The sequence below is a fragment of the Saccharopolyspora sp. NPDC002686 genome (genome assembly GCF_040295745.1).
Classification (GTDB): Bacteria; Actinomycetota; Actinomycetes; order Mycobacteriales; family Pseudonocardiaceae; genus Saccharopolyspora; species Saccharopolyspora oryzae.
Genome location: NZ_JBEOVY010000023.1, coordinates 16,952 through 36,914 on the forward strand (window position 1 = coordinate 16,952; position 19,963 = coordinate 36,914).

General features: G+C 70.1%; 20 protein-coding genes. 16 read left to right on the top strand and 4 right to left on the bottom strand.

Annotation, left to right across the window (positions count from 1 at the left end):
- The first annotated feature begins 42 nt into the window (after positions 1–42).
- The 9 genes from ABTZ89_RS05270 (at position 43) to ABTZ89_RS05310 (ending at position 9,254) form a co-directional block, all read left to right on the top strand.
- Complete coding sequence (locus ABTZ89_RS05270) at positions 43–1,353, top strand: MFS transporter (protein ID WP_351040465.1); 1,311 nt, start codon at positions 43–45, stop codon at positions 1,351–1,353.
- The gene (locus tag ABTZ89_RS05275; protein ID WP_270947262.1) at positions 1,353–2,144 is read left to right on the top strand and encodes an SDR family NAD(P)-dependent oxidoreductase; all 792 of its coding nucleotides are present in this window, start codon (positions 1,353–1,355) and stop codon (positions 2,142–2,144) included. The genes ABTZ89_RS05270 and ABTZ89_RS05275 overlap by 1 nt, the downstream gene beginning before the upstream one ends.
- The gene (locus ABTZ89_RS05280) at positions 2,141–4,342 is read left to right on the top strand and encodes a 2-dehydropantoate 2-reductase (protein ID WP_351040468.1); all 2,202 of its coding nucleotides are present in this window, start codon (positions 2,141–2,143) and stop codon (positions 4,340–4,342) included. Before ABTZ89_RS05275 ends, ABTZ89_RS05280 begins: the two co-directional genes overlap by 4 nt.
- Before the next feature lie 97 nt (positions 4,343–4,439).
- Positions 4,440–5,309: a universal stress protein gene (locus ABTZ89_RS05285; protein ID WP_351040469.1), complete on the top strand. Its 870-nt coding sequence runs from the start codon at positions 4,440–4,442 to the stop codon at positions 5,307–5,309.
- A 155-nt stretch (positions 5,310–5,464) separates the two neighbouring features.
- Positions 5,465–6,190 (top strand): acetate uptake transporter family protein, encoded by a 726-nt coding sequence (locus tag ABTZ89_RS05290; protein WP_351040471.1) that lies wholly within the window; start codon positions 5,465–5,467, stop codon positions 6,188–6,190.
- 108 nt (positions 6,191–6,298) lie between these two features.
- On the top strand, positions 6,299–7,525 hold the full coding sequence (locus ABTZ89_RS05295; RefSeq protein ID WP_351040498.1) for a site-2 protease family protein: 1,227 nt from the start codon (positions 6,299–6,301) through the stop codon (positions 7,523–7,525).
- Positions 7,526–7,530: 5 nt separating this feature from the next.
- Complete coding sequence (locus ABTZ89_RS05300) at positions 7,531–7,965, top strand: DoxX family protein (protein ID WP_270947258.1); 435 nt, start codon at positions 7,531–7,533, stop codon at positions 7,963–7,965.
- A 55-nt stretch (positions 7,966–8,020) separates the two neighbouring features.
- Positions 8,021–8,836 (top strand): universal stress protein, encoded by an 816-nt coding sequence (locus ABTZ89_RS05305; protein ID WP_270947257.1) that lies wholly within the window; start codon positions 8,021–8,023, stop codon positions 8,834–8,836.
- 52 nt (positions 8,837–8,888) lie between these two features.
- Entirely contained in the window at positions 8,889–9,254 is a 366-nt protein-coding gene (locus tag ABTZ89_RS05310; protein WP_270947256.1) for an RNA-binding S4 domain-containing protein, read from the top strand.
- A 4-nt stretch (positions 9,255–9,258) separates the two neighbouring features.
- On the opposite strand, the gene ABTZ89_RS05315 is transcribed toward ABTZ89_RS05310, so the two are convergent.
- A complete protein-coding gene (locus ABTZ89_RS05315; RefSeq protein ID WP_351040476.1) occupies positions 9,259–10,407 on the bottom strand; it encodes a damage-control phosphatase ARMT1 family protein in 1,149 nt (382 codons plus the stop codon).
- Between the two features lie 189 nt (positions 10,408–10,596).
- Here ABTZ89_RS05315 and ABTZ89_RS05320 point away from each other — a divergent pair, with 189 nt between their 5' ends.
- Positions 10,597–10,848, top strand: coding sequence for a hypothetical protein (locus tag ABTZ89_RS05320; RefSeq protein ID WP_351040479.1), 252 nt, complete (start codon positions 10,597–10,599; stop codon positions 10,846–10,848).
- Positions 10,849–10,886: 38 nt separating this feature from the next.
- Positions 10,887–11,669: an enoyl-CoA hydratase-related protein gene (locus tag ABTZ89_RS05325; protein WP_351040481.1), complete on the top strand. Its 783-nt coding sequence runs from the start codon at positions 10,887–10,889 to the stop codon at positions 11,667–11,669.
- 3 nt (positions 11,670–11,672) lie between these two features.
- Here the strand turns inward: ABTZ89_RS05325 and ABTZ89_RS05330 are convergent, their stop codons facing one another.
- Positions 11,673–12,143: a GbsR/MarR family transcriptional regulator gene (locus tag ABTZ89_RS05330; RefSeq protein ID WP_351040484.1), complete on the bottom strand. Its 471-nt coding sequence runs from the start codon at positions 12,141–12,143 to the stop codon at positions 11,673–11,675.
- A 122-nt stretch (positions 12,144–12,265) separates the two neighbouring features.
- On the opposite strand from ABTZ89_RS05330, the gene ABTZ89_RS05335 reads away from it, so the two are divergent.
- Positions 12,266–12,751, top strand: coding sequence for a DUF6653 family protein (locus tag ABTZ89_RS05335; protein ID WP_270947251.1), 486 nt, complete (start codon positions 12,266–12,268; stop codon positions 12,749–12,751).
- Between the two features lie 122 nt (positions 12,752–12,873).
- Here the strand turns inward: ABTZ89_RS05335 and ABTZ89_RS05340 are convergent, their stop codons facing one another.
- Entirely contained in the window at positions 12,874–14,334 is a 1,461-nt protein-coding gene (locus ABTZ89_RS05340) for a hypothetical protein (protein ID WP_351040487.1), read from the bottom strand.
- A gap of 122 nt (positions 14,335–14,456) precedes the next feature.
- Here ABTZ89_RS05340 and ABTZ89_RS05345 point away from each other — a divergent pair, with 122 nt between their 5' ends.
- Positions 14,457–15,881 carry a Na+/H+ antiporter NhaC family protein gene (locus tag ABTZ89_RS05345; RefSeq protein WP_351040490.1) on the top strand — a complete coding sequence of 475 codons (1,425 nt, stop codon included), beginning with the start codon at positions 14,457–14,459 and terminating at the stop codon, positions 15,879–15,881.
- Positions 15,882–15,899: 18 nt separating this feature from the next.
- Here the strand turns inward: ABTZ89_RS05345 and ABTZ89_RS05350 are convergent, their stop codons facing one another.
- The gene (locus ABTZ89_RS05350; RefSeq protein ID WP_270947248.1) at positions 15,900–16,796 is read right to left on the bottom strand and encodes a MurR/RpiR family transcriptional regulator; all 897 of its coding nucleotides are present in this window, start codon (positions 16,794–16,796) and stop codon (positions 15,900–15,902) included.
- Positions 16,797–16,923: 127 nt separating this feature from the next.
- On the opposite strand from ABTZ89_RS05350, the gene ABTZ89_RS05355 reads away from it, so the two are divergent.
- The 3 genes from ABTZ89_RS05355 to ABTZ89_RS05365 all read left to right on the top strand — a co-directional run bounded on the left by ABTZ89_RS05355 (position 16,924) and on the right by ABTZ89_RS05365 (position 19,924).
- Complete coding sequence (locus ABTZ89_RS05355; protein ID WP_351040493.1) at positions 16,924–18,201, top strand: pyridoxal phosphate-dependent aminotransferase; 1,278 nt, start codon at positions 16,924–16,926, stop codon at positions 18,199–18,201.
- Between the two features lie 25 nt (positions 18,202–18,226).
- Entirely contained in the window at positions 18,227–18,820 is a 594-nt protein-coding gene (locus ABTZ89_RS05360) for a GrpB family protein (protein WP_351040496.1), read from the top strand.
- A 108-nt stretch (positions 18,821–18,928) separates the two neighbouring features.
- Positions 18,929–19,924, top strand: a complete 996-nt coding sequence (locus ABTZ89_RS05365) for a hypothetical protein (RefSeq protein WP_270949323.1) — start codon at positions 18,929–18,931, stop codon at positions 19,922–19,924.
- Positions 19,925–19,963 lie beyond the last annotated feature (39 nt).

Genomic DNA, 19,963 nt, shown 5'->3' on the forward strand with positions numbered 1-19,963 from the left:
CCCGTCCCCCACCTCCTCCACCACGAAAGCAGCGGTGCCGCGATGAACACCCGCCCGCCCAGAACCGAATCACCCAGCACCCCAACGCAGAAGTTCACCCCGAAGCAGCGCACGGCGATCACCGCCGGCGTCATCGGCAACACCGTCGAGTGGGTGGACTGGACGCTCTACGCCACCTTCGCGAAGGTCATCTCGGACGTCTTCTTCCCGCGCTCCGAGGGTTCCGCCGCACTGCTGGCGACGCTCCTGGTCTTCGCTGTCGGATTCGTCATGCGACCGGTGGGCGCCGCGATCCTCGGCGCCTACGCCGACCGGCACGGCCGCAAGAAGGGCCTGACCCTCACCATCGGGCTGATGGCGGGCGCCGGATTCGTCATCGCGCTGACCCCCGGCTACGAGATGATCGGGATCGCCGCGCCGCTCGTGCTCGCGGTGGCCCGCCTCGTCCAGGGTTTCGCCGCGGGCGGTGAGTTCGGTTCCTCCTCGGCGTTCCTGGTGGAGTCGGCCGGTCCTGGTCGTCGGGCGTTCGCCGGTTCCTGGCAACAGGTTTCGGTCGGCGCGGGAGTGCTCATCCCGTCGCTGATCGGAGTCGTGCTCGCCTCGAGCCTCAGCGATGAGGCGCTGCACTCCTGGGGCTGGCGGGCAGCGTTCATCATCGGCGGTGTCCTCGGTCTGGTCGGTCTCTGGCTGCGCGTTTCCGTCGAGGACACCGATTCCTTCACCCAGCTCCGCAACGAGGGGCGGGCGAGGAGCAATCCGCTCAAGGCGATGTTCGTGGAACATCCGCGGGCGGCGCTGCGGGTCGTCGGCATCACCATCGCCGGCACCCTGACCTACTACACCTGGGTGGACTACCTGCCGATCCACACCAACGCCACCTACGGGCTCCCGCTGGACGAGGCGCTGCTCTCGCAGACCCTGTGCACGATCATCTTCATGGTGCTCTTGCCGTTCGTCGGCAAGCTGTCCGACCGGTTCGGCCGCCGCCCCACCATGGCGGCCTTCGCGGGCGGGTTCGTGGTGCTGGCCTGGCCGATGCTGCAACTGCTGAACGGGAGCTTCCTCAGTCTGTTCCTGGTTCAGCTGACCGGCATGCTGCTGATCCTCGGCTACTCGGCCAACTGCGCGGTGATCATGGCCGAGCAGTTCCCGCCGGAGGTCCGGGCCACCGGCATCGCCCTGCCGTACGCGCTCGCCGTCGCGCTCTTCGGCGGCACCGCGCCCTACGTGATCACCTGGCTGACCAGTTCGGACCACGGCGGACTGCTGTGGCTGTACGTCTCCGGCGCGGCCCTGATCTCGCTGGTCGTCTACCTGCGGATGCCGGAGACCAAGGACAAGGAGTTCTCCTGATGGTGCACGTCTTGATCACCGGTGCGGCGAGCGGAATCGGCCGGGCGATCGCGCACGAACTCGCCGCCGACGCCAACGCGTTGAGCCTCGTCGACGTCGACGCCGACCGGCTCGCGACCGTCGCGGACGAACTCGGCGCTCAGCACGCGGTGCTGGACCTGGCGGATCCGCTGGGCCCGGAGGAAGCGGTGGGCCGCTGCTGGGATGCGTCCGGCCCGGTCGACGTGCTGGTCAACGCGGCGGGCATCTATCCGTCGGTGGACATGATCGAGCTCCGCGCTGCGGAGTGGGACCGGATCTTCTCCCTCAACACCCGCGCCCCGGTGCTGGCGACCGCCGAACTCGCCCGCCGCGCCGTCGCCGCCGGGCGAGGCGCGTCGGTCGTCAACATCTCCTCCGGCGCGGCTCTGCGCTCCCGCCCAGGCGGCGGCCCGTACGCGAGTTCCAAGGCGGCGCTGGAAATGGCAACCCGCGCAGCCGCTTTGGAGTTCGGAGCGCACGGCATCCGGGTCAACGCGGTCAGCCCCGGCTTCGTCGCCGTCGACAGCACCTGCAACCCCGTCGCACCCGAGTACGCAGCTCTGGTCAACGCCAATCCGCTGGGCCGGCCGGGCACCCCGGAGGACATCGCCCGCGCCGTGCGGTGGATCTCCAGCCCGGAAGCCGCTTGGGTGACCGGCGAGGTGCTGCGGATCGACGGCGGCTCCAGCACCGGCGTGCTCGACCTGCCCAGGATCTGGCCACCCGCCACCAGCACCGATTCCGCCCACCAGGAGGGAAACCGCCGATGACCGACGCTTACACCGTAGTGGGAGGCGGTGCCATCGGCGGCACCCTCGCCTACAGCCTGGCTCAGGCCGGGCACCCGGTCACCATCATCGACACCGACGCCGACCACGTCGCCGCGCTGCGGGCGAACGGCTTGACGCTGGACCAGCAGGGCACCCGCACCAGCGTCGCGGTCGACGCGGCCACACCCGCGGAGCACGCCGGTTCCCTGCGCCGGGTGCTGCTGGCGGTCAAGACGCAAGCCACCGAGGAAGCCATGCGCTGGATCGCGCCTCGACTGGCCGACGACGGATACGTGGTGTCGGTCCAGAACGGTTTCAACGAGGGCATCATCGCCGAGCACGTCGGTTGGGAACGCACCATCGCCGCGTTCGTCAACATCTTCGCCGACGTCGTCGAACCCGGAGTGATCCGAGACGGCGGACCCGGTGCGTTCGTCATCGGCGAGCCCGGCGGCGCACCGATCTCCGAGCGGGTTCGCGATCTGGTCGCCGACCTGCAGGAATGGCGACCGGCCACGGCCGACGTCAACATCGAGGGCTACTTGTGGGCCAAGGGCGCGTTCGGCGCGATGCTCGCCGCCACCGCGCTCGCCGACGACGCGATGGCCGATCTGATCGACCGGCACCGGACGGCGATGCTGGCGCTGAGCCGGGAGGTGTGCGGTGTCGCCGAAGCGCTCGGGATCCGGGTCGAGTCGTTCGATGCCTTCGACGTCAAGGCGTTCGGCCCGGACGCGGACGCCGCCACGAGCGAGGCCGCCTTCGACGCCCTGACCGCGTGGCTGCGCACCCAGTCCAAGGACCGCAGCGGGATCTGGCGGGACATCGCCGTGCGTCGACGACCGACGGAGGTCACCGCCGAGTACGAAGATCTCTTCGTCGAAGCCGCGGCGAAAGGCCTTCGGACACCGGTGCTCCGGGCGGTGACCGCCGGTTTGCGCGAGCTGGAGATCGACCCGGACGGAATGTCGGAGGCCCGGCTGGACGCCCTCGACCGGCTCGCCGCCGCGCGAAACCGCCCGCTGCCCGCGACACCGGCGCTCACCGAGGACCAGGCCCGCGCGGTCGCCGGCTGGCTGGACCAGCACCGCGACGCGATGGTCGCCGACCTGGCCGCCTACACCGAGCACGAGAGCCCCAGCGACGATCCGGCGGCGCTGGACGCCTGCCTGGACTGGCTGCGCGGATGGCTCGACGAATCGCTCGGCAGCTGCGAGGGCGAAGAGCGGATCCGGCGTGATGAGGCCGGCGACGTCCTGATCCGCCGGTACCCGGGCACGGAACCCGGCGCCGCCCCGGTACTGCTGCTGTGCCACTACGACACGGTGTGGCCCCTCGGCACGCTCGCCGAGATCCCGTTCCACCGCGACGGCGACCGGATCACCGGGCCTGGCGTTTTCGACATGAAAGCCGGTCTGGTGCAAGCGGTTTGGGCGCTCCGCGCACTCGACGCCCTGGGGCTGCCGCGACCTGCGTGCACAGTTCTGCTGAACGGGGACGAGGAGACCGGCAGCGTCCGCTCCAGGGAGGCGATCATCGCCGAGGCCCGCACCAACCGGGCGGCGTTCGTCTTCGAGGCGAGCGCCGGAGGAGCGGTCAAGACCTCCCGCAAGGGCGTGGGGATCTTCGAGGTGACCGTGCACGGCGAGGAAGCGCACGCCGGTCTCGACCCGACCGCTGGAGCCAGTGCGGTTCACGAGATGGCCAGGCAGATCGTGCACCTGGAGGGCCTGCGGGATCTCGACGCCGGAACCAGCGTCAACGTCGGTGTGGTGCACGGCGGAACCCGCGGCAACGTGACCGCTGGCCGGGCGGTAGCCGTGATCGACGTGCGGGTCGCCTCCGCCGCTGAGCGCGAACGCATCACCGCGGCCATGGCGGCGATCAAGCCGGTGGATCCGCGGACCAGCGTCCTCGTCGAAGGCGGCTGGAACCGGCCTGCCTTCGAACGCACCCCCGAGGTCGGGCAGCTGTTCGAGCTGGCCCGGCAGTGCGCCCGGCAGATGGGCACCGACCTGCGCGAAACCGCGGTCGGCGGCGCCAGCGACGGAAACCTCGTCCTCGACGCGGGAATCCCGGTCCTGGACGGCCTCGGAGCCGTGGGCGCCGGAGCCCACGCCCGCGACGAGCACGCCACCGTCAGCGGGATGGTCGAGCGCTCGGCCCTGGCCGCCGGAGTCCTCGCGGCCTTCGCCTGAGCCGCGTTGCTGGCCGATCTCCGTCGGATCGGCCGGCAGCGCTGGGCCTGCGAGCCCGGCGGCGAGCCGACATCCTGGGGCGCAGGGGGTGGCGGACATGCGTGGTTCGCGTTCGGCCGAGGTCGTCGCCGGGTTCGACGGTTCCGCTGGATCGCAGCGGGCCGCGAGGTGGGCGGCGCTCGAAGCGGTCACCAGGAAGCAGTCGTTGCTGCTGGTGCACGCGATCGCCGTCCCGCTGGAGCAGTTCACCCGGATCCGCCTGCCCAGCGAGGTCGTCGGGCCGCAGCACAACGCGGCGGAGCAGGCTTTGGAGGACATGGCCGCCGAGTGCCGGAGCCGGTTCCCCGAGCTGGGCGTGCGGACCGTGGTGCGCATCGGGGTCCTGGCCACCGTGCTCCGCGATGTCGCCGCCCACGCCAGCGTCATCGTGCTCGGCCCGCCCGAGTTGAGCCGCACCCGTCGCGTGCTGCTCGGTTCGACCGCTGCCGAGGTCGTGCGCACCGCCTCTCAGCCCGTGGTGGTGCTGCGCGACGAACGCACCAGCGGACAGTCGGAAGCACCGGTGTTCGAACGGATCGTCGTCGGCGTGGACGGGTCCGAGTTCAGCGCGCGGGCAACCGGATTCGCCTACGACTTCGCCGACCGCCACGGCGCCGAGCTGACCGCCGTCCTCGCCTGCACCTCCCCCGACCTGGGAGGTGAGCTCGAGCCCGGCGTGGTCGACGCCTGCCGCCGGGAGCTGTCCGAAACGCTGGCGGGCTGGCGGGAGCACTACCCGGACGTCCAGGTGAAGGAACAGGTGACGACGTCGGAACGGCCGGCTGAAGCGCTGCTCTCCGCCGCCGTCGACGCTGACCTGCTCGTCGTCGGCACGCGCGGCCGCGGGGCCATCCGGTCCACCCTGTTCGGCTCGGTCAGCCACACCGCCGTGCACTACGCACCGTGCCCCGTGGCTGTCGTGCGCTGAAGCCGTTTCGAGGACTTTCGCCTCCTCGACCCGCGGAGAACCCCGGGGAGACGCTGGATTGGCTTGATGCGCGCAGCGATGCTGTCCACCAGCGACCTCCCGGGGCTGCGCAACTCGCCATGGGCAGCGCGTGCTCGACCGGTTGGAGGCTCGTGATGTCGCAGGAATCCACTAAGGACACGGCGGGAACGGCCGAACCGAACGACGTCGCGGGCGCTCGCGAGCAGGAGCACACCCAGATCTCGCTGTCCCCCGTGGCGCCGCCATCGATACTCGGGCTGTACGGCTTCGCCGCCGCCGCGTTCATGGTCGCGGCCAACCTCGCCGGCTGGTTCGGCACCGGCGGCTCTCCCCTGGTGCTCTTCCCGTTCGCGATGGTGGTGGGTGGATTCGCGCAGTTCCTGGCCACGACGTGGTCCTTCCGCGCCCGCGACGGGTTGGCCACCGCCATGCACGGCGTGTGGGGCTCGTTCTGGATCGGCTACGGCATCTACATGGCCCTGGTCCTCGCAGGCCTGCCCGCGCCCGCTGCCTCGCCCGTCGCCCAGGTGGCCTTCGGCTACTGGTTCATCGCCCTCGCCGCCATCACGTGGGCGGGAGCGGCAGCCGCCACCGCGCACAACGCAGCCCTGACCGGTTTCCTGACCACGCTCGCGGCCGGATCCACGCTGCTGGCGATCGGCTTCGTCGCCTCGCTGCCCGCCCTGGTGCCGATCGGCGCGGTCCTGCTGGTCGTCTCCGCGCTCTGCGCCTACTACACGGCCACCGCGCTGCTGCTGCAGAGCAGCCTCGGCCGCCCCGTCCTCCCGTTGGGCACGAGGACCCGCTCCGCACCGATCGACGACGTCGCCGCGGAACCCGGCGTCCAGCACGGGCAGTGAGTGGCCTTGGTGGACGTCGCCCTCCGGTCGGATAGTGGGAGTCGACGGGGTTCCGGTTCGCCGGGCCGTCCGGGCTCGGCGATCGCCCGCAGGTGGGAAGTGGCGCAGATGAAGGAAACGGTTCCACTGGGGCGCTACGCCGGGGTGCGCGTCGGACTGCACTGGAGCGTCATCGGCATCCTGGCGCTGGTGGCCGTCAGCCTGGGCGGTTACGTGCTCCCGGCCGACCTGCCCGGGCACCCACCGCTCGCCTACGCGGTCAGCGGGATCGCTGCGGCGGTGCTGCTGGTCTGCTCGGTGCTGGTGCACGAGCTCGCGCATTCGGTCGTCGCCCGGCGCAACGACGTCGCCGTCGAGGGCATCACCTTGTGGCTGCTGGGCGGGGTGGCCCGGCTGCGAGGTGAAGCGCGCACGTCCGGGGCCGACTTCCGGATCGCGGCCGTCGGCCCGGCCGCCAGCCTGGTGCTCGCGCTGGTGTTCGGCGCGGGCAGCTGGCTGGCCGTCGAGCTGGCCGCCGACGAGCTGATCGTGGCCGTGCTCGGCTACCTGGCGGTGCTCAACGCCGTGCTGGCGGTGTTCAACCTGATCCCCGCGGCCCCGCTGGACGGCGGACGGATCCTGCGGGCGGTGCTGTGGGCCTGGCGCGGCGACCGGTTCCGGGCCGCGGTGTGGTCGGCGTGGGCCGGGCGCGGCTTCGGTTTCCTGCTGATCGCCGCCGGTGTCGTCGAGGTGCTGGCGCGCAGCACCGCCGGGCTGTGGTGGGTGCTGATCGGGCTGTTCGTGGTCAACATGGCCTCCGCCGAGGAGCGGCAGGCCCGCATCGGTCTCGCGCTGGCCGGGATCGAGGTCGGCACCGTGATGTCCACCCCGGTCGAGACCGTGGCGGCCGCGCAGCCGGTGGAGCAGTTCTTCCACGACTCCGCCGTCACGCACCGGCACTCCACCTTCCCGGTGCTCGACGAGCGCGGGCAGCTGAGCGGGCTCGTGGCGCTCAACGACCTCCGAGCCGTCCCGGTGCAAGACCGCAGCGGGACAGTGCTGCGCGAGGTGGCCCGTCCGCTGGCCGAGGTCGCGACCGCCGAGCCCGGGGAACCGCTGGCCCTCGTGCTGTCCCGGATGAACGAGGCGAGCCGCGGCCGGATCCTCGTCAGCGAGCACGGTCGGCTCCGCGGCATCGTCTCGCCCTCCGACATCACCCGCGTGCTGGCCGACCACAGCCTCACCGCCACCCTGCCCGCGGGCGCCGACCTCAGCTGGGAACCGGACACCAGACCACCACCGCCGAACTGGTGGTTCCCCGGCCAGCAGCGCTTCGAACCACCAGCCCGCAGGTGATCAGCATGGACTTCCGAACGCGCGTGATGGGCACGACCGCCCCGGCAGCGGTGGTGCTGATCCGGATCGTGGTGGGCGGGATCTTCCTGTCCGAAGGCATCCAGAAGTTCCTGTTCCCGGCCAAGCTGGGGCCCGGGCGCTTCGCCGCCCAGACCCCGCTCCCGGCCCCGGAGGTGTGGGCCTACCTCGACGGCGGCTTCGAGATCGGCTGCGGGGTCCTGATCATCATCGGCCTGCTGACCAGGCTGGCGACCCTGCCCATGATCGTCGACATGATCGGCGCCGAGGTCTTCACCAAGGTGCCCGTGCTGCTGCAGCACGGGTTCTGGCAGTACGCGAGCGACGCCCGCGCTGAACTCGGCCAGTTGTTCGGGCTCGTCTTCCTGCTCATCGTCGGCGCGGGCACCTGGTCGCTGGACGCCCGCCTGACACGCAGCTGACAGATCTGGGTACCCGAGGTGCGCGTGCTGCCAATGCGAGGCCGAGGAGTTCGCCATGTCTGCTGTTGTGGTGGGTGTCGACGGTTCGGACAGCTCCGCTCGCGCGGCCGAGTGGGCGGCGGAGGAGGCCGAGCGCAGGCACGCCCCGCTGCACGTCGTGATCGCCAACGACGACCCGATGCGCGCCGACCACGCCGAGGAGGCCGTGCGGCGGACGGCGAACCGGTGCCGCGCCGACCACCTGGGCCTGGCGGTGACCTCCGAAGTCGGGACCGGTCGCCCGGTCGAGGTGCTGGTGCGCCAGAGCGCGGAAGCTCAGCTGGTGGTCCTGGGCGCCCGCGGTCTGGGCGGTTTCACCGGTGCGCTGCTGGGCGCGGTGAGCCTCGGCGTCGCCACCCGGGCGGCTTGCCCGGTCGTCGTCGTGCGCAAGGACGTCCCGGCGACCTCGGGCCCGGTCGTGGTCGGCGTGGACGGTTCGGAGCACAGCCGCGTCGCGCTGGAGTTCGCGTTCGACGCCGCAGCCCGGTTCGGCGCCGACCTCGTCGCGTTCCAGGCGTGGCACGAGGAGAGCCTGCTCTACGCGCCGCTCGCGCCGAGCTTCCGCGACGAGGTGGAGGGCAAGATCCGCCGGTCGTTGACCGAGGCGACCGCGGACCTGCGGGACAAGCACCCCGACGTCGTGGTCCACGAGGTCGTGCAACGCGGCCACCCGGTCGCCGGGCTGACCGATGCCGCCCGCGATGCGCGCCTGCTCGTCGTGGGCAACCGGGGCATGGGCGGGTTCCGCGGCCTGTTCCTCGGCTCGGTGGCAGCGGGGGCGCTGCACCACGCACAGTGCCCGGTGGCCGTCGTCCGCAACGCGGATTCATGAACATCAGCCGGTCGACGGACCACTTCGGGGTGACGTGCCATCATGTAGTGCTGTGGAATCCACCCGTGTCGACCGCTGGTTGTGGGCCGTCCGTCTGACCAAGACCCGGCCGGACGCCGCTGCGGCCTGCCGCGGCGGGCACGTGCGCGTCAACGACCGCCCGGCCAAGCCCGCGACCGCCGTGCATCCCGGCGACGAGGTCCGGGCGCGCGTCGGTGACCGGACCAAGACCGTCGAGGTGGTCCGGGTGATCCTGCGCCGCGTCGGCGCGGCCGACGCCGCCACCTGCTACATCGACCGGACCCCGGCCCCGCCGCCGGAGTCCGCGGCACCGGTGGCCCGCCGCGAGCGCGGTGCCGGGCGCCCGACGAAGCGGGACCGCCGGATGATCGACAAGTTCCGCACCGGCGGCAGCTGACCGATCAGGCGGGCCGGGCGGTCTGCACGAGCGCGTGGGAGCCGCTGGTCCGCCAGTTCCCCTCGCCCAGCTCCGCGACGGTCGCGTCGTCGAGACCGACCACGACCTCGGACTTCAGGACCCGCAGCGCGGCCACCGGGCTCGGGAAGTACGACACCGCGGTGTCGAACGGCGTGGTGGCGGGCCAGAGCCGGTCGCCGACCAGGCGCCGGTAGTTCAGGTCGCCCTTCAGGATGGTGACCGCGGCGGGGGCGAGCTCTTCCCGCAAGTCGTCCGGCATGGCCCGGTAGTCCAGCGGCGCGCAGAAGAACGGGTGCGCGCGCACCTCGATCAGCCCGTCGCGCAACCCGTCCCACACGCGCTGCCCGATCGCGCTGACCTCCCCGGGGAGTTCGACCAGGTACCGCAGGACGCCGAGCACGTCGGCCGGCGTCGCATCGGAGACGTAGTACGGGGTCGGTTTGACGTGCAGGACGACGCGGTCCGCGCGGCCGGTCGTCAGCAGGTGGTCGATCAGCGCCAGGTCGGCGGCGAGCTCGCCGGCGGAGTTGTCGGCGACCAGGTGGACCGGACCGGCCGCGTCGAACAGCGACCAGAACTCCTGGCTGCCGCCGCTCACCAGCCCCGCAGTACCGGAGATCCCCGTCGACAGCTGGAACGCGAGGTCGGCCTGGTTCCCCCACACCGCAGCCCGCACCACGGCGGCGTCGCGCTCGTCCGGTGCCAGCCCGGGCAGGGCGTCGAAGGCCTTGAGCGTCGCGGTGGTCGTATCGCTGCGGAGCTCGGCGGTCTTCATCGGCGCGAAGGGGTCGACGCCGCACCACGGCCCGGGCTCGAAGTACCCGACGGCGGCGAGCAGCTTGCGGAAGAAGTAGCTCTCCGCCCACAGGAACGGCGTCTCCGCCCACCGCTCGCCGACCCACTCGGAGGTCCAAGCCGTCCACCGGTCGTGGTCCGGCGCCTCGTCGTCGAGCGGCGAGACGGCTCCGGTCGTCGTCTCGCACAGCAGTTCCGCCAGCCTGCTCCGCACCTCGGCGCCGTAGGGCGTCGCGGCGCACACCTGCTCGATCATCGCGGGGTGCCGCTCGTGGAAGACCTTCCACGCGAACGAACCAGGCTCGCCAATCGTGATCACCGGCGCGTCGATCCCCACAGCTGCTCCCGTCTGGTCCCGGTCAGGTCACCCCGAAGCGTACGGAACCCCAACACGCCAGCTCAGCGCACTACTCAGGCCATGCGCATCGGCATGATTGAGTAGTTCATCTCGCCCGTGGAGATGGTGTCGGCCGTCACAGTGGATGGCAGGACGACCAGACATCCACCGACGAATCGGGGTGTGACCATGTCCCCTTCCCGCGACCTCCCGCTCGCGTCCTGCCTCCTGGACGAACTGGACCGCCGCGCCAAGCTGGCCGAGCTCTGCATGAACCACGCGCTCGAACAGCAGCGCTGGGACCTGGTGCAGCGGCACCGCCGCGAAGCACTCGTCGTCCAGGCCGAGATCAACCGCCGCCTGGACGCCCTCGAAGACTCCCCAGGACACGTCGGAACCCGCCTCGGCGAACTGACCGACGAAACAGGCAGCTTCTGCTGAACGCCAGAGGAACCCGTACCGGCCCTTAGAATCCCGGCTTGAACGCCAGTGCCGAGCTGAGGAGCGACATCGTGGCGGTGCGAGTGGAGCGGAAGGGCGCGGTCCAGGTCCTCACGATGGACCGGCCCGAACGCCGGAACGCCTTCGACGGCGCGATGACCCAGGCCCTCGACGCAGCGCTGAACGAGTTCGAGGACGACGACTCGGTTCTGGCCGCAGTCCTCACCGGCGGCCCGGACTTCTTCTCCGCCGGCACCGACATCCGGGTCTGGGCCGGCGAACCCACCGAACGCGGCGGCCCCTACGGCATCGCCGGGCGGGAGTTGGGCAAACCGCTGATCGCCGCGGTCGAGGGTGCCGCGGCCGGCGGAGGGTTCGAGATCGCACTGGCCACCACGATGATCGTCGCTTCGCGGACGGCGTTCTTCTCGTTCCCGGAAGTCGGCCTCGGCCTGATCGCCGAGTGCGGAGGCCTGTTCCGGGCTCCGCGAGCCCTCCCGCTGAACATCGCCAGGGAACTGCTCCTCACCGGAGAACCCCTCCCCGCCCAACGCGCATACGACCTGGGCCTGGTCAACCGGCTGACCGAACTAGGAGCAGCCCTCCCCGAAGCTCTCGCGATCGCCGGGCGGATCGCCGCCCAAGCTCCGATCGCGGTCCGGGAAACCCTGCGCGCGGTGGAAGCGGCCTACCCGGCCGACGACGAACAGCGCTGGCTCGAAACGTCCACCGCCAAAGAACGGGCCCGGGCATCAGCCGACGCGACCGAAGGCGTCACCGCTTTCCTCGCGAAACGACCCCCGCACTGGACCGGCACCTGATCGTCAGCCGTGCTCGGCGGCGTACTTCTCGCGCCAGGTGTCGATGAGCGGGACCAGCTGCTCGGCCATGTAGGCGTAGAAGTCCTTCATCTCGTGCAGCCGCCGCGCCGTGGCACCCTCGTCCCCCGCCGCATCGAGGCCTTCCTCGGCCGCAGCGACCATGACCTGCAGGATCGCGTTCTGCTGCGACATCAGGCTCGCCCAAGCGCCGCGCCGGAAGCGGTAGTGGTCGCGACGGCTGCCCGGAGCCGGAACCCGCTCGATCAGGCCGAGCGGGATCAGCTGCTTGACCGCCGCGGACACCGCCCCGGAGCTGATGGCCAGCTGATCGCGCAGGTCAGCGGCGGTCATGGACTCCTGCTCGGTGTAGAGCAGGGCGGTCATCACCCGAGCGGTCGTCTTCTGCATGCCGCCCTGCGAAAGGGTCAGCGCCAACTTCTCGGCCGCGTCGCGCAGCCGCTGCTCGGTATCCACGCACCAGAGCCTATCAACGAATCCCCAACATTCAGACTGTTCACAAATTTCTGAAAATTCTGTACGGTCATGGCAGTGGAGATGCGCACCGCATGTCCCGTCGTCGAAGGAGACGCACAGCCATGAGCGCGAGCAACGTGGTTGCAGAAGCCCACGGCATGACCGATGAGACGTGGAAGCGGCACGCCAACCCGTGGAGCGTGTGGACCCGATTCGCCGCGATCCCCGTCTTCGAGCTGGCGGTCTGGAGCCGCGACTGGATCGGCTGGTGGTCGCTCGCGGGCGTGGGCGCCGTCCTGGTCTGGCTCCTCTGGCTGAACGTCCGCCTCTTCGGCCCGGTCGAACCGAACAGCTGGGCGGCCCGTGGGATCTACGGCGAAAAGCTCCACTTCGAAGGAAAAGCCCCGGCAGCACACCGAATCGTGCTGCGCCTCCTGATGGCGGCGGGCATGCTCGGCTTCGCCCTCATCACCTGGGGCCTCACCGCCCTCGACGTCTGGCCGCTGATCCTCGGCACCGCAGTCCTCGTCCTCTGCCAGCTGTGGCGAATCGACCGCTACGGCCTCCTCTTCGAACAACACCAGAACGCAACCCAGCAGAACGACTGACCCCCGCGCGAGACGATTTCTCCGGAAATTGGCAGCGTTTTCGACGGCACGGTTCGGTCGATCAGAAGAGCCGGTCCCAAGCAGAATCGACGGACGTCACCACCGCTTGGTCCGGTCGAGCTTCAGGCGGCAGGTGCGGGTTGGCGGGTGATCCGGGTTCGGAAGGTGCTGGTTTCGAGGTCGATGACCTCGGCGGTGATGCCGTGGGCGGTGATGGCGGCTGCGCCTTCTGCGGTGGTGAGGACCTTTCCGCCGCTGCTGGCGACGTTCTCGCCGTCGAACACGACCCGGCCGCCCGCGATCGTCAGGCGGACCTCGCCGGTGTTCGGTTCCACGACGGCCACGTCGCCGTCCGCGCCGGGGCTCAGGTGCCCCTTCGCGGTGAGGCCGAAGAGCTGCGCTGGTCGACGGGACGCCTTGTCGACGAGCTGGCTCGTGGTCAGCGCGCCGAACCGGACCAGGGAGAATCCGTGGCGCAGGATGACGTTGCGCCAGGATCCTCCGTCGGAGGAGATCGCGTCGACGACGAACTCGCCGTCTCCGCTCCAGCTCAGCGAACCGGTAGCACCGACGCGCGCGCAGGACTGGTAGAACGCCGAGAACCTGTTGTTGACGGGGAAGTTCAGCATCGTTCCGCCCGGGTCCTGGCGCCACAACCGCAGACCCTCTTCCCCCGTCACATGGGCGGGTTCAGCCCCGGCGTCGTGCAGCACGTGCGCGTACCCGGCGAGGAACGCCTTCTCCAGCCCTGCCGCACCAGTCGGAAAACCACCCAGTCGCAGGCAGTTGATGACGATGTGGTCGTCGAGCTCCCCGTTGGTCATCGAGCCCACGCAGACGTTGAACTCGGCGAGGTGGGCCTCGCTCACCACCCGGCGGGCACCCATCAGCAGGTCGAGGGCGGCGCGGTTCTCCGCGTCCACGTCCGCCGTCGCGCCACGCAAGTAAGCGTTGGTGTGCGCGACGTGGACCGGGTTGCCGTCCGCGAGTTCGACGGTCTCGCGCATGCCGTCCAGGTTGCTGCCGTGGCGCGTCGTGCCGGCGTGAAAAGCGCAGTAGGCGCCGAGTTCGTTCGACTCGGCGATCACGCGGGCGGACGTGTCCGGCGAGTTCGGGAAGTGACCGCCGAGGATCTTCACCCCGATCGCGCCACCCTTCAACGCCGCAGCGATCTCGTCCCGGACCACCGCCTGCGACGCCGTGCCCTGGTGGGACCGAATTCCCTGCAGCCCCAACACGGTCAGGCCCGCAGTGGATGCCGGCCACTGGTTCAGCGCGCTGGCGAAGTCGAAGAACTCGACGGCTGTTGTGACACCGGCCCTGGCCAGGCGCTCGTGGGCGTTGGTCCGGACGGCGTGCGGATTGGCCAGGTGGGTCAGGTGGACGTGGCTGTCGACCAGGCCCGGTAGGACGTATGCGCCATCGGCGTCGACCACCCGCGCCCCCGCCGCCGGCAGCTCGGGGCGCAGTTCGACCACCCTGCCGTCCTCGATCAGGACGTCGCAGACGCCATCGACACCGGAGGCCGGGTCCACCACGTGGCCGCCGCGCACCAGCAGCCGTTCTGGAGCACTCGAAAGCATGGCTCACAGTAGGCAACGCGGAACGCTATATGCAAGAGAGTTTGCTTTGTGTAATGACACTGCAAATTCGATTGAGTACGGTTCCTCGAACATGCCCAGTGGCGCGCCCTCGGAGGACCCGCATGAGCCTTGACCGCACCCTCGACGCAGGAGACACGGCCCCGGCACGCGCGAACACCGTGCGCCGCAGGATCCAGGGCGGGCTCGTCGCACTGGGCCTGATCGCCAGCGCGGTGCTCGGACCGCTGACCGAGCCCCCGACCCTGTGGGGCCTGCTGCCGCTCGGGCTGTTCGTCGTGCTGCTGCTGATCGATCTGGACATCGTGATCGCCGCCGTCGTGACCAGCGCGTCGGCTCTGCTCGTCCTCGGTTCGAACCCCGCGGAGGCAGCCGGTTTCCTCGGCGATGCGCTGGGCTCGGACGTGCTGGCGATCGGCATGATCATCGTCCTGGGCGGCGGACTCGGCGAAGTGCTGCTGCGCACCGGAGCCGCCGCCGACCTGGTGCGCATGATCATGCGCAAGCTCGGTGACGACTCCCCGGCGCGCGCCCAGCTGGGGATCATGCTGGCCAGCGCGGTCCTGGTGGTCGCGCTCGGCACGCTCATCGGCGCGTTCGCGCTGGCCGCACCGCTGGTCATCCCGATCGCCGCGCGGCTCGGCTTCACCAAGTCCGGTACCGCGCTCATGCTGTTCGTCGGCGGGACCTGCGGCATGTTCGTCGCGCCGTTCGTCGGCTCGATGGTCGCGATCCGCACCGCTTCGGGCATCTCCTACCCCGACTTCGTGCTCACCGCGGGCGGGCCGCTGGCGGTGGCGTGCTTCGCGGCGGGCTTCGCGCTGGTCCGCTGGAACCTGCGGAACCCGGTCGACGCGGACGACTACTACAGCGAAGAGGACGAGGCCGACAGCAGCGCGGAGATCCCCGCGCACGCCCGCGCGAGCACCGTCGCGTTCCTGGTCGCTTTCGTCGCGATCGTGGCGTACGCGGTCATCGCCGGCCCCGGCACGGCGTTCGCCGCTCTAGCCCTGCTCGTCATGGCCGCCGTCGCGGGCTTCGCCGGTCGCCTGAAGGCCACCGAACTGCTGACCGCCCTCTACGAGGGCTGCGGCCGGCTGTTCAACTTCCTGCTGATGTTCTGGCTGCTCGGCGCGTTGTTCCTGATCACCGAGGAGATCAACCCGTACGAGGTGCTGATGGCGCAGTGGGGCGGGAACCTGCAGGCGCTCGGCACGTTCGCCTTCCTGATCATCGTCGGGCTGATCGGCTGGCTCGGCATCCAGGGCGCTTCAGCGGCGCAGGTGGTGCTGGTGGACAAGATCTTCGGCCCGACCGCCGCCGCTCTCGGCGTTCCGGTTCCGGCGTGGTCGGTGGTGCTGCTGGCCTCCGCGCAGGCCGATACCTACGGCCCGGCGCCCGGCGTCAACATGATCGCGCCCGTCGGCATGGCCCGCTCCACTGCGCTCAAGCGCGTGCTCTACAGCTCGTGGATCCTGCTGTTCGTCTCCCTGGCCGTCTACGCCGTCGAGCTCGCGATCCTGCACTGAACCGCCCCCGTCGGACTGTCATCGATCGTCGCTGCCGGGCGTGTAGACCTCGAACGAGTCGAGCAGTTCCTCCTCGACGAGCAGGGCGGAGCGCGCCTCGGTTCCGCGCTCCGCCGCGACGGCGGTGGCCATCGCCTGCACGAGCGCGACGAACGCGGTCATCGAGCGCAGCACCGACACCCCCGTGGTGTCGAGGTAGAAGGCGTGTTCGGCTGTGCGGACCAGCGGTGATGCGGGGTTGTCGGTCAGCGCCACCGCGGTCGCACCCCTCCCGGATGCCCACTCGAAGGCGCGCACCGTGTCGGCGGAGTACCGGTGGATGGAGATGCCGACGAAGCAGTCACCTTCGCGGACGCGGCGCAGCTGGTCGGTCAGCGTGCCGTGCGCACCGTCGAGCACCGAGACGTCCTCGCGGACGAGACCGAGCAGGTACCCGAGCAGGTGCGCCACCGAGTAGCACTTGCGCAGCCCCATCACGTGAACCCGGGGCGCCTCGGCGAGGGCGGTGACCGTCGCCTGCCAGGCGGGCCGGTCGACCCGCGCCATGCTCCGGGTGATGTTGGCCTGGTCGAAGGCGGCTGCGAGCTCGATGGGATGCCGGGCCTGGGCCGCGAACGATTCGAGGTTGGCGAACCTGCGCAGCAGCTGGGCCTGTTCCCGCAGCCGCTCCCGGCACAAGCGCACCAGACCGGGGAAACCGTCCAGGTCGAGTCCGGTGGCGAAGCGGACCACAGTGGACTCGTTCACGCCGATGGCCGCGGCCAGTTCGGTCACCGTCATGAAGGCCACGCCCTCGGGATCGGCGAGCACCCGCTCGGCCAGGAGCCGCTGGGATCGGGTGAGCCCGGGCAGCCTGGCCCGCAGCAGTGCGGCGAGTTCGTCGAAGGTCTCCGGTGCGTGCTTCTCGGCGGGCATGCACACATGATGCTCACCCGCTCGCTCGCCCTGCAAAGCAGGTTGCACGTTCGACATGTTCTTGGCATTGCGGTCGGTCTGTGCAATATTTTTTGCACAGGATGTGTGCGGTGCGAAGGAGGACGACGTGGTTGCCCACTCGGCGACATTGGCGATCAACGAACGGCTGGCGGCCCGGCGCGCAGCCGGGGAACAGGTGGTCCACCTCGGTTTCGGCGAAGCAGGCCTGCCCGTCCTCCCCTCGGTCGCCGACGTGCTCCGCGACGCCGCAGGGCGCAACGGCTACGGTCCCGTCGTGGGCGACGCCCGCGTCCGCGAGGCGGCGGCCGGCTACTTCACCCGCCGCGACCTGCCCACCGCAGCCGACCAGATCGTCACCGCACCGGGCAGCAAAGCCCTGCTGTACGCGCTGATCGCGGCGCTGCCCGGCGACGTCGTGCTGCCCCGCCCCTCTTGGGTGACCTACGCGGCCCAGGCCGCGCTCACCGGAAAGCGCGTCCTCTGGGTGGACGTCGCCGAGGAGGCCGGCGGGGTCCCCGACCCGGACCTGCTCGCCGACGCCCTCACCCGGTCCCGTCGCGAGGGCGGCAACCCCGGGGTCCTGGTCCTGACGCTGCCCGACAACCCCACCGGCACTGTCGCTTCGGCGGAGCTCATCAAGCGGGTGTGCGCCATCGCCGAGGAGCACGACCTCGCGGTGATCTCCGACGAGATCTACCGGGACGTGGCCTACCAACCCGAGAAAGTGATCTCCCCCGCGGTGCACATCCCCGACCGCTGCTTCGTCACCGGCGGCCTGTCCAAGAGCATGGCCCTGGGCGGATGGCGCATCGGCTTCGCCCGCTTCCCCACCGGCGAACTCGGCACCCGAACCCTCGACACCGTGATCGGCTTGGCCAGCGAGGTCTGGTCGAGCCTGGCCGCACCGATGCAGGAAGTGACCGCGCACGTCCTCGACGAACCCGCGGAGGTCACGGCGCACATCGCGTCGAGCCGAGCCCTGCACGAGGCCGTTTCCACCGCGGTGCACCACGAATTCACCGCGGTCGGCGCCAGCTGCCGGAAACCGACCGCCGCCTTCTACCTCTACCCCGACTTCAGCCCCCTCGCCGCCGACCTGGCCGAGCACGGCATCGAAGGCGCAGACGCCGTCGCCGATCACCTCCTGGACCACCACGGGATCGGCGTCCTCACCGGCTCGGCCTTCGGCGACGACCCGACCGCACCACGCTTCCGAGTCGCAACCAGCCTGCTTTACGGCGACACCGACGAACAGCGCTGGGAAGCCCTGCGATCAGCCGACCCCGTCGCGCTGCCGTGGATCGACAACGCCCTGAACCGAATCCGCACGGCACTCGAATCCTTCCGCCGGTACGACGCCCGGCGCACGGTTCGAAGGCGCTGAGCCGGGGTGTTGGTAGCGTCGCCGCATGCCGTCTGCCGTTGTCGTCGAGCACGATCCGGCTTGGCCTGCTCGGGCGGAGCACCTGCTCCGCGGGGTTCGGTCGGCGTTCGCGTCTCTTGCCGGGGCCGAGCACTTCGTCTACGAGCACATCGGTTCCACCGCGGTACCGGGCCTCGCGGCGAAGCCGATCGTGGACTTGCAGGTGCGGATGCCGTCGTTGCCGGATCTGGCGGAACTCGCCGACGCTCTCGCGCCGACGCCCTTCGTCCCTGCTCGTGGCGCGCGGCGGGATTCCCCGGGCGTTTACCGGGACACCCCGAGGCCGGGTGATCGTGCTGATGCCGCGCTCTACGAGAAGCGGCTCTTCCACGCTCCCGCCGAGGCCGCCATCCTGCACGTCCGGCGAACCGATTCTCCGTTCGCCGCGTTCGTCGTCGAGTTCCGCGACTGGCTTCGACACCACCCCGAGCAGGCGAGTCGCTACGAACAGATCAAGTGCGACCTGGCCGAGCAGCATGCGGACGCACCGGACTACGACGACTACACGCGCGCGAAGTCCGCTTTCCTCGACGAGATCCAGCCGCTGATGCGCGACTGGGTGCGGAACCGGACCAGCTGAATCGGCAGACCCGTTCGGTGGGTGCGAGTTGTCCACAGGCGATGGACTGATCCACAGATTTTGGTTTGGTGCTGGCGGAAAACATGCCATCTGCGGATCTTGGACGACATGTTGACGAAATCGAAGTGGTCCCGTCATGTGTCACTGTCCTCAGTGGAGCAGGAGCGGTGGACGAAGGTCCTGGACTCCCAGTGCGGAGTGGTCTCCAACGAGCAGCTTCGTGAGTTCGGGCTGTCCCAGGACTTCGCGAATGCGCAGATCGAGGCACGGCGGTGGCAGCGGGTGTTGCCGGATGTGTATGCGGTCTTCACCGGGCCGCTGCCGAGATCTTCGTTGATCAGTGCGGCGCTGTGCTACGGCGGTCCTTGGGCGGTGTTGAGCCACCGCACCGCTGCCGAGGAGTGGGGGATGCTGCCGATCGCAGCGGACTCGCCGGTGCACATCACGGTGCCGTACAAGAAATCCGCTGTTTCGCAGCTGCCGATCGTCCAGGTGCACCGCTCTCGCGCGTTCCACCACATCGTCGCTCCATCGGAACCGCCACGGACGAATCGCGAAGACACCGTGATCGACATGGCAGTTGCCGAGCCGACTCCCGCTGCGGCACGCGATCGCCTTGTGCAGCTGGTCGGGGCCAACCGGCTAGCTGTGTGGAGAGTGCAAGCACAGCTCGAGTTCAGACCGCCGTACCGCTACCGAAAAGCGTTGAAGCAGGCATTGCACCTGCTAGCAGGTGGTGCGCTCTCCGTCCTGGAAACCGAGTACTTGAGGAACGTGGAGCAGGCACATGGTTTGCCGACGGGCAAGCGGCAGGCTCCGTTCGTGGTCGACGACGTCGTCCTCTGGGAAGACGTGGTCTACGACGACTCAGGGGTGCGCCTGACCGTGCGTCTGGACGGCCGGCAGTTCCACGAAACGCGACGCATCGCGTTTCGAGATCGGCGACGCGACAACGCTGCCGAGCTGGCAGCGAGGGCACGTCTGACCTATGGCTGGCACGACGTCCGCACTGATCCATGTGGCGTGGCGCAGGAGGTCATCGCAGTGTTGCGCCGTGAAGGCTGGCAGGGCATGCCCCGCACCTGTCCTCGGTGCTCGGCCTGAGATGGTCGTGAGTGCGTAACAGTGTTCGAACACTGTTAC

Excerpts from the sequence above, each read along its gene's own strand:
- ABTZ89_RS05345 (WP_351040490.1), top strand. The coding sequence starts at position 14,457 with ATGAGCCTTGACCGCACCCTCGACGCAGGAGACACGGCCCCGGCACGC.
- ABTZ89_RS05305 (WP_270947257.1), top strand. The coding sequence starts at position 8,021 with ATGTCTGCTGTTGTGGTGGGTGTCGACGGTTCGGACAGCTCCGCTCGC.
- ABTZ89_RS05360 (WP_351040496.1), top strand. The coding sequence starts at position 18,227 with ATGCCGTCTGCCGTTGTCGTCGAGCACGATCCGGCTTGGCCTGCTCGG.
- ABTZ89_RS05275 (WP_270947262.1), top strand. The coding sequence starts at position 1,353 with ATGGTGCACGTCTTGATCACCGGTGCGGCGAGCGGAATCGGCCGGGCG.
- ABTZ89_RS05300 (WP_270947258.1), top strand. The coding sequence starts at position 7,531 with ATGGACTTCCGAACGCGCGTGATGGGCACGACCGCCCCGGCAGCGGTG.
- ABTZ89_RS05285 (WP_351040469.1), top strand. The coding sequence starts at position 4,440 with ATGCGTGGTTCGCGTTCGGCCGAGGTCGTCGCCGGGTTCGACGGTTCC.
- ABTZ89_RS05290 (WP_351040471.1), top strand. The coding sequence starts at position 5,465 with ATGTCGCAGGAATCCACTAAGGACACGGCGGGAACGGCCGAACCGAAC.
- ABTZ89_RS05335 (WP_270947251.1), top strand. The coding sequence starts at position 12,266 with ATGAGCGCGAGCAACGTGGTTGCAGAAGCCCACGGCATGACCGATGAG.
- ABTZ89_RS05280 (WP_351040468.1), top strand. The coding sequence starts at position 2,141 with ATGACCGACGCTTACACCGTAGTGGGAGGCGGTGCCATCGGCGGCACC.
- ABTZ89_RS05365 (WP_270949323.1), top strand. The coding sequence starts at position 18,929 with ATGTTGACGAAATCGAAGTGGTCCCGTCATGTGTCACTGTCCTCAGTG.
- ABTZ89_RS05295 (WP_351040498.1), top strand. The coding sequence starts at position 6,299 with ATGAAGGAAACGGTTCCACTGGGGCGCTACGCCGGGGTGCGCGTCGGA.
- ABTZ89_RS05270 (WP_351040465.1), top strand. The coding sequence starts at position 43 with ATGAACACCCGCCCGCCCAGAACCGAATCACCCAGCACCCCAACGCAG.
- ABTZ89_RS05340 (WP_351040487.1), bottom strand. The coding sequence starts at position 14,334 with ATGCTTTCGAGTGCTCCAGAACGGCTGCTGGTGCGCGGCGGCCACGTG.
- ABTZ89_RS05320 (WP_351040479.1), top strand. The coding sequence starts at position 10,597 with ATGTCCCCTTCCCGCGACCTCCCGCTCGCGTCCTGCCTCCTGGACGAA.
- ABTZ89_RS05350 (WP_270947248.1), bottom strand. The coding sequence starts at position 16,796 with ATGCCCGCCGAGAAGCACGCACCGGAGACCTTCGACGAACTCGCCGCA.